Source organism: Prescottella equi (genome assembly GCF_020171745.1).
GTDB classification, from domain to species: Bacteria; Actinomycetota; Actinomycetes; order Mycobacteriales; family Mycobacteriaceae; genus Prescottella; species Prescottella equi_A.
Genome location: NZ_JAIVAH010000025.1, coordinates 120,128 through 128,092, shown reverse-complemented (window position 1 = coordinate 128,092; position 7,965 = coordinate 120,128). Strand labels below are relative to the sequence as shown.

General features: G+C 61.9%; 2 protein-coding genes. One reads left to right on the top strand and one right to left on the bottom strand.

Translation table 11 applies throughout. The annotated features are described in order from the left end of the window. Positions 1 to 752: 752 nt before the first annotated feature. Positions 753 to 6,080 (bottom strand): PDDEXK-like endonuclease domain-containing protein, encoded by a 5,328-nt coding sequence (locus LCL87_RS21065; protein ID WP_225023389.1) that lies wholly within the window; start codon positions 6,078 to 6,080, stop codon positions 753 to 755. 510 nt (positions 6,081 to 6,590) lie between these two features. Between LCL87_RS21065 and LCL87_RS21060 the strand changes: the two genes are divergently transcribed. Beyond that, positions 6,591 to 7,895, top strand: coding sequence for a hypothetical protein (locus LCL87_RS21060; protein WP_225023388.1), 1,305 nt, complete (start codon positions 6,591 to 6,593; stop codon positions 7,893 to 7,895). The last annotated feature ends 70 nt before the right edge of the window (positions 7,896 to 7,965 follow it).

Below are 7,965 nucleotides of genomic sequence, written 5' to 3'. Positions count from 1 at the left end.
GGGCTCGCTGGGTGACGCTATCCCACCCAGCGAGCCCGCTGCGGGTCAGCGCGACGTGGCGAAGCGCGTCGCGCAACTTGTCCCGATCACGAGGCGGTGGTCGAGCTGGTATGGCAACGGGGGGCTCCTGCTTGCGGGCGTGACAACGTGCGCAGCACTGCGGATCGCGACACCACGCCATTCGGTACTGGCCGACCGCCCGAAACGTTGTAATCACTGCACGACACGCCGCAATGTCGGGCAATCGAATGACAGCGGCTGCCGCAGCGCGGAGTCCTCGAGCTACTCGGAGTCGCCTGCCGCGAGTAGTCGCACTCCTGACGCGAACTAGCTCAACTCCAATCGAATGTGGACACCACAGAGGCCCTGCGCATGACACCGAGATCGACAACCGGCGCCACCGTCAGATTCTGCGGAACGATGCGGAAAGGTGCGTGTGACCCACGGTCGCCTGCACCGGCGAAGCCGCTCTGTGTTTGGACGAACCTTGGCCCAAGCGCCGTCGAGACAAACGGCGGTGTCTGCAGCGAGTGCGCCGCGCCAGCTCGATGACAGCACGGGCGCCTCCGTGACCATGTCGACCGTGAGTTGATCGACATGGTCCGTGGTGGGGGCCCTCACGGCGACGGTCCGGATACCCCGCTTCGCAGCGACACCGACAGCCTAAGACGTGCAGCGCGTTGACCGGGTCGCTCGATGTCGCTGCGTCGGTCCCGGCCGAGAGGTGTCGAGACAGCCCCGGAGGGGGCCGCTCACTTCTCGACCGGAGATGGCACTTGACGGGCGTTTGGCACAGCTGCCATCGCAGCGTTCAATACTGACCGTGCATTCTCGGTCAGGCGGACCAATCCCAGTCGCGCCAATACTGCACGAAAGAGCTCGTCCTCAGATTGCAGATCGCCAGTCGCAGCCAGGTCGGAGAGGTGGTACCCAAGTTCACCCGGAGGTACGAGATCGAGGCTGCGGGAACCCAACTCCCTTGGCGAGACGAGCGGTTGACTCGGCAGTCGGAACGTTCGTGGCTTGATGCCACTCTCATTCAGCGGATTGTCTGAAGTGATATGGCCGTCGCGCTCCGCGTTCGATATTGCACGGTTGAGTAGCCTGGCAATCTCCTTCCCTACCCGTTGGCCGCCGTAGGCGTCTCGATATGCGTTGTGGATTCGATGGCCGAGCACCGGCCCCTCGGTCGTCACAATCTTGACAATGTTTTCCTCCATCTCAGTGAGCGACGACTGATTGACAGGAGGGAGGGACTCCTCGAAGGAGCGGTAGGGCAGCAGCACCGACTCAGCAGTCGCTTCGATTTCACGCAGGACCTGAACACCGGCTTCCGAGCCACGTACATCGGCCAGTGCGGAAGCCGCGCCAGTGCGATTCTCCACGCCGACTTGATCGAGCAACGCAGGCTCGACGTCGCTCGACGCCGCGGCACGGTATCGCTCACGAGGCGACCCATCTAGATCCGCATCCAGCTCAGGCGCATTCTCGGCAACCTCATGCGAGTTGGCGTCGATGACTAAGTTCAGTTCGCTCAACGTCTCGCCGGTATGGGCGATGTCAGCGATTGCCTCGTCGACCAGAAGGTCGTCGATTGCCTCGGCAATCTCGTCGGAGACGTCCTCGTCGAAGCTTAAGTCGATCCAATCGGCGGTTCGTATGTCGAGTTCGTCGAGTGTTTTCCACAGCTTCTTCAGTGTCGATGCCATGTCGGCGTAGAAGATCGATTCACGGATTCGGAAGAACTCCCAACCACAGCGTTCCAGTTCTCGTTGGCGCGCCAGGTCAGCTGCGTAAGCATCTGGGCCGTGCCAGAAGTCACCATCGCACTCGACTGCGAGCTTTCCCTTGGCTCCGATGATGACAAGGTCAATGTTGTAGCCCAGTGCGGGGTACTGGGCGTGCACCGTATATCCGCGGTCGACGATGCGGTTGTACACCCGCTGCTCGAAAAGCGAATCGAATGGAGCAACAGGAACATCCTCGGGGACAACGCCGAGCGAAGGGCCGTTCGTATCGCCCGATACCCGGTTGGCCACCCCGTAGCAGTAGTCGAGCAACTGGTAGCGCATGTCCTCGGGATTGGTGAGATCCTCTCTCGCCATCGAGTGGTAGACCCACATCTGATCCTTTGCGCGGGACGCAGCGACGTTGTATCGCTGCACATACTGGATGGCCGTCAGCGCGGTCAATCGACGATTCTCGGACCGGGCCTTGACCATCGACAGAAACATGACGTCGCGTTCGGATCCCTGGAAGTCGGACGCATCGCCGCATCGCAAGTCGCGTGCCGTCCACTCCTCCGGCGGAACCGCGTCGAGCAGCTTGTTTTCGATAAGCCGAGCTTGCTCCTTGCCCAGCAATGAGATCACGCCGATGGTCCTGCCATCGTATTGTGGTTCCGCCAAGCACTTTTGGATCTGTTCGACGATCGCATCTGCTTCGACTGGGTTCGTCTTGTTGTCGGCCTCGTACCCGTCCCTGAGGTGGACGACCCGAATCGGCGCCAGTCGTTCGGCCCCGAACTGTCGAACCGGGACCAGTCTGATTCCTTCAGGTTCGTATGCAACGCGATTGGAGAATCCGATAATCTCCGGGACGCACCGCCTGTGTTCGACAAGAGTGATTCGACCACCGAACCGCATCGACGCCTCATCGAAGTAGCTGCGCTTAGGGTCCACCCATGATGCACGGTATGGGTCGTTCGCGAGGTACTGATTGGCGAGATCGCGAAGCTGCTGCTGATCGACTCCCACCGCCGACGGCGAGACCTGCTTGTCGTCACCGATAACGACGATCTTCGGCGCGAGATACTGCAGGAACGAGGCCTCCAGGCCCGCCTGCGACGCTTCATCCACGATGACGACGTCAAACAAGTCGGGCTGGACGCGAAGTTGTTCCGCGATGCGATAGATCGGCATGATCCAGACCGGAACCGATGGCCGGCACCGGTCCATCGCCTCCGTGATCTCGACTCGCTTCTTCGCCGCGTACTTACCGGTGCCCTTCCCGAGAGATGCGACCAGTTGGGCGTACTGAGTGAGATTGGCTCGCGCGCTTCCGGTCAGCCTTCCCGGTGCCACCGCATGGGCCCAAGCCCGCTCGGCGGCAAGTCGCTCCACCTCGTTCCGGATCTGATGATCGATGTCGCTCAGCTTCGCCTTGAGAACGTTGACGTCCTCATCGTCCTGGGCCAGGATCCAGCGGTTGGTCATTTCCCAGCGCCACGCTTCCTCGTAGCTGCCGAGTCGTTCATCCCAGTCGGATGCGCCAGGATCTGCGATAACGGCCGCCGCGAGCGCTGGAGCGGACTTCGTGAGCACCGCCGCCAACTTCTCCCGCTCGGCAACAGCGTCAGCAACGCTGTGAAGGTGCTCGAGTTTGACTCGCGCGGCATTGAAGCCGCTGAGGTCTCGCTCGGACATCATGCGTACGATTTTGGCGGTGACCGGTTCGAGATTGGGTCGCGGTCGGCCACCGCAGATCTCGTCGACGAGAAGCTCGATGGGATGCGATGCAGCCGCAACCTCGTCGCTGGCCGCCGCGGCCTCGACGAGAGTTGCGTAACGACGGATCTCGTCGAGGTCATTCCAGTTGGGAACTGGAAGTGAATGTCTCTGGAACCACTCCCGGTCGGCTTCGACCTGGTCGCCGAGAGCAAGGACCTTGTCGAGTTGTTCGACTTCGGTTCGATGCCACTGGACTCGTTCTCCGAAAGTGTCTTCCTCTGGGATGATCACCGAAATTGGCCAGGCCTGGTCCATTGCCATGATGGCGCGATTGGCATCGACCCAATCGACAACAATCGTCAATTGGTCTGTGGTCGTTGCGGGCACACCGTTGACCTTGACGTGCGTGAAGAATCCGTCACTCTGCTTGATCGTCTTCGACGTGAACGCGCCAATCTTGGGTGATCCATCCGGATTGACCTTGATCTTCCCGCCCGACTGCAGAAACGTCAGAAGTGTCCTCGCGACCTGTTGCTGCACACTGCTATCGCCGGCAACGACCACGGTGGTCGTTGGCCCGAATCGTTCGAGAATCGGCGAAACACTCGCCACCAAGGCCTTGATCTGACGTGATCGCTCGACCCAAGTCTGCTGCCGACCACTGCGAACGTCACGCAAGGCTTCGTTCATCCAGGCCTCTTGCCGCTGCTCCAGCGACTCAGCGCGTTCGGAGAGCGAGCACGCTCTTGCTCGCAACTCGTTCCGTAGTGCGGGATCGAGAGACCGGACAAAGTCGAACGACTCGTGCGACAGCAGTGAACCGAACTGCTCTCGGGCCGACACGGCGTGTTGCTCGCGAAGCACCATCGTCGTGAATGCATCCGAGGTTGGTACGACCGTCAGGGATGGCAACGGCTTGGCCGCCTCCGCCTGGTGGTCACTGACGTCGCGATCGAGAAGGATGGTCCGCCACCGATTGATCTCGACGTTCGACAGGGTGTCAGCGCAGTTCGTGGGGTCGACATCGAACTCGCGGATCCACGCAAACTGGAGTTCATCCTGGAGGCTGCGGTACGCGATCGCTGCGAGGGTGCCTTCCACCGGCCCGTCGGTACGAGTCTCGGTCTCCATCTCCCGAACTTCGACCAGCCGGGCTCGGGTCTCAGCACGTTGGCGGCGCAACTGGTCAAGCCTCGCATGGTGTTGCTCGATCGATCGCGCAGATTCGGCGGATTCGAACTCGTCAGCTCGCCGCGAGATGTTTTCGACGGCGGTGCGCAGATCTGCCATGTCCGAACGTGACTGACCGATCACCGCCACGGCGAGCGAGCGGATCTCGCGGGGCAGCTTTTCGCGGACCTCACGCAGGGCACGGTCCGTATGGGCCGTGATCAGCACACGTTTTCCCTGCGCGAGGAGGTGCGAGACGAGCGCGGCAGCGGTATGTGTCTTTCCGGTCCCCGGCGGCCCCTGCACCACAGTTTGCGCCGTCGCATCGACGCGGTCGATGATGCGGCGCTGTGCCTCGTTGACGGGTAGCGGAAGGAAATCCTCCTCGTCGATGGTGACGGCCGCGCCCGGTGCCGTGTTTGCCGTCGCCGCCGGTTGGCGGTCGGGGTCGATGAGCGGCAACAGCCCACTGGGAACCTCATCGCTCTCAAGAATCTGTGCCGTGATCTGTTCGTAAATCTGAACAAGCCCGCGATTGGTACGCCGGCGCAATATCAGTGCAGGCGCAAAAGCGCCGCGAGGGTCGGCGCCGGTCGGCGCCTCGAGTACGTCGTCGTACGCCGCGTCAGGATCGAGCCGGAAGATGAGCCGCCGACAGATGTCGCCGATTGCCTCCGCGTCGAGTACGTGAGCCGTGTACGCGGCGGCGGATTCTCTGATCTCGTCAATCGCGGCGGGGGCTGAAACCAGGCTCGGGTCGAGCATGTCGAGTTCGATAACGACAGACTGGGGTGACGGCACCTGACGCACGGTCAGTGTTCCTGATGAGTCGTCATAGGTGATCGCGACCTGCGCTGTGGCGATGTGTCGTTGGACCTGCGCGTGACCTTCAGGGCGCCATGCGATGCATCCGACACCCACGACGAGTTCGAACTCCTCGCTGTGGTCGGTCGACTTCAGATGCAGTGCGAAGAGCTCCTTGTAGAGGTCACGCGCTATCACATCTTCACGTTCACGATCGGCCCAGGCGCGCCACGCCGTGAGCCACTGTTCGAATGCCTCCGAGACGCCATCGGCCTCTTCGAGCAGGACACGCCGTCGACGGATCTCACCGTCCGGCGATGGTTCGTCAGTGAAGATTTCTTCACGCAGAACCGGTTGCTGGTCGATATCCTTGACGGACCCCGTAACCCACTCGCCCAACAATCCGGGCACTACCGGCGGGTCCATACTGGGGACGCGGTCGATCTCAAGGAGAGGTTCGTCGGTCTCGAGGTTCGCCTGTCCATGGCGACTCCGAACAGCGAGGTGGGTTGGCAATTCGCTGAACCAGACGACCTCTTCGAAGCCGTCGACGGTGCGTACAGGCTTGACCAGGAGCTGCTGAGTTCGCCCGAGGAAGGTGAACAGGTTCACCGCCCTGCGAACCAGATCATCGTCGTCCGCGTGCTGATCAAACAAATTCGTACCTCTCCCTCAGCGCATCACTCACCCCGGTGGGTCCGGACTTCGTGAGTTGAGGATCCAACTATTTGGCCTCGGGGTTGAGCGTAATCGGCTGATCCGGCGGCCCGCGGGTGGGCCGCTGCCGTCGCTCTCGCGGACGAATCATCAGATTCGATAGCCGAATAGTCTGGTGAGTGGAGGGGCGCGGTACCACTTCTGGCTTACGAACCACCGCTCGGCCGTGTAGTTGTCATACGGTTCCTGCCCACAGAGGGATGTCTAGCTTGTAAGAAGATGCACGGGATCGTGGCTTCTTCGGAGTCGGTGTCTCCATCGGTCCCGTTGTGGCGGTCAACGGCCGATGTCACCGCACTCGCTCGCAGATATCGACGGCAGCCGAACGACGTTGCGTACTCCAGAAAACACTGGCAACGGTTGCGGCCGTTGCCAGAGAGTGTTGGTTTGTCAGTGTCACGTGGCAGGGTGCGGTTTGGCGGGATTGTGACGAAACGGGGTGGGAACACTATGCGTTTGGGGGAAGCTGCAATCGACGTCGTGTTCGCCGCAGGTGACAGGATCTCCACCTGGGTTTCCACCGCATTCAAGACGATGATTGTGCTTGGAGCAGGCTCAGTAGGTGGGGCGTTCCTGGTCACTCGGCTGTCGAGGGCATTCGATGGGCGGCTCGCGTGGCGGCCGCGCCTGAGAGCGGCAAAAGATGCCTGCTACAGCGCGAGCGTCATTGCATTCACCCTACTTGTCGGTTTGGGGTGGTGGGGTGATGCTCCGATCTCGCTGGTGCTCACCGTGTTGTGGGCATTCATACTGCTTGTACTGACGGGCCTCGCGATCGGCAGAATTGCCGCCGCTATCGGGCGCCGGGTGCGGCAGTCTGGGGATGGTCTCACCCTTTCGTCCGCCGTTCGGCGGGCCGCACTGGCGGGACTGAACCGAGCTAAGGAGGCCTGGGATGCGGCATGGACCGTCGGAAGCGGGTTATCCGAGCCCAGCTGGTACGGCCCGCGGGGTGGCCGGTGGCTATTGGGCGGGGGCTGCTTCGCGGTCCTGCTAGGGGGTGTGTCCGTCGAATTGATGATCTCTCGGGGTGTTGTGTCGGACATGATGCGTCAGTACGCGGTCCTGTACGGCCTCACCATTCTGTTCTCGGTGACGATCCCGGCGGTCCTCGCGTGGGTTCTGATCGGTGCCCTGCACGGGCGGCCACGGATACGTGCAAGCGTCGCGAGGCTCGCTGGGTGTAGCGGTGGCGGCGCGACGATCGGCTTCCTCGTGGCCACCGCAGGGTTCTTCTGGCACCGATACTCGCAACAAGGCGCGACGAATGAGATGTCGTTGGGTTCAGAGGTGGCGGACTCGGCCTTCACCGTCGCCACCTTCGTGAACGTGTCCACCCTCGGCGCGGTCGCCGGTTACGCACTTGGCCTCGTTTTGGTCGTCCACGACTGCGGGCAGGCGCTTCCGAATCGGCTGCTCGGATGGATCGGCGTGCCAGCGTGTATCGGCGTCGTTGGTGCGGGCGTTCTCGCCCTGGTACCGCCGGCCAGTGTGCTGGACGGACTTGTCGACGGATTCGCGGCGAGTACACCGGAACCGTCCGAATGGCAGCGGGCGCTGCTCGCGGATCGCGGGTGGCTGGTCGGTTCTGCACCCACGCCAGGGATCGTCGTGATCGTGATGGTGCTGGCCTCGACAATCGTTTCGGTGGCGTCGTGGTACAGCTGGAACCGGCGTCGTGGCAAGGAAAATGCCGAGTGCAGTCGGTCTCCTACAAACGGTGTTCGGCCTGCAGGCCACCAACTTCAGCGCTGAGCACGGGAAGTAATGGTTCATTTCCGTGCCAATGAACTCTGAGCCGGAAACGTCAGCGAATCGAATAGAT

Coding starts and splice junctions, on each gene's coding strand:
- LCL87_RS21060 (WP_225023388.1), top strand. CDS start 6,591: ATGCGTTTGGGGGAAGCTGCAATCGACGTCGTGTTCGCCGCAGGTGAC.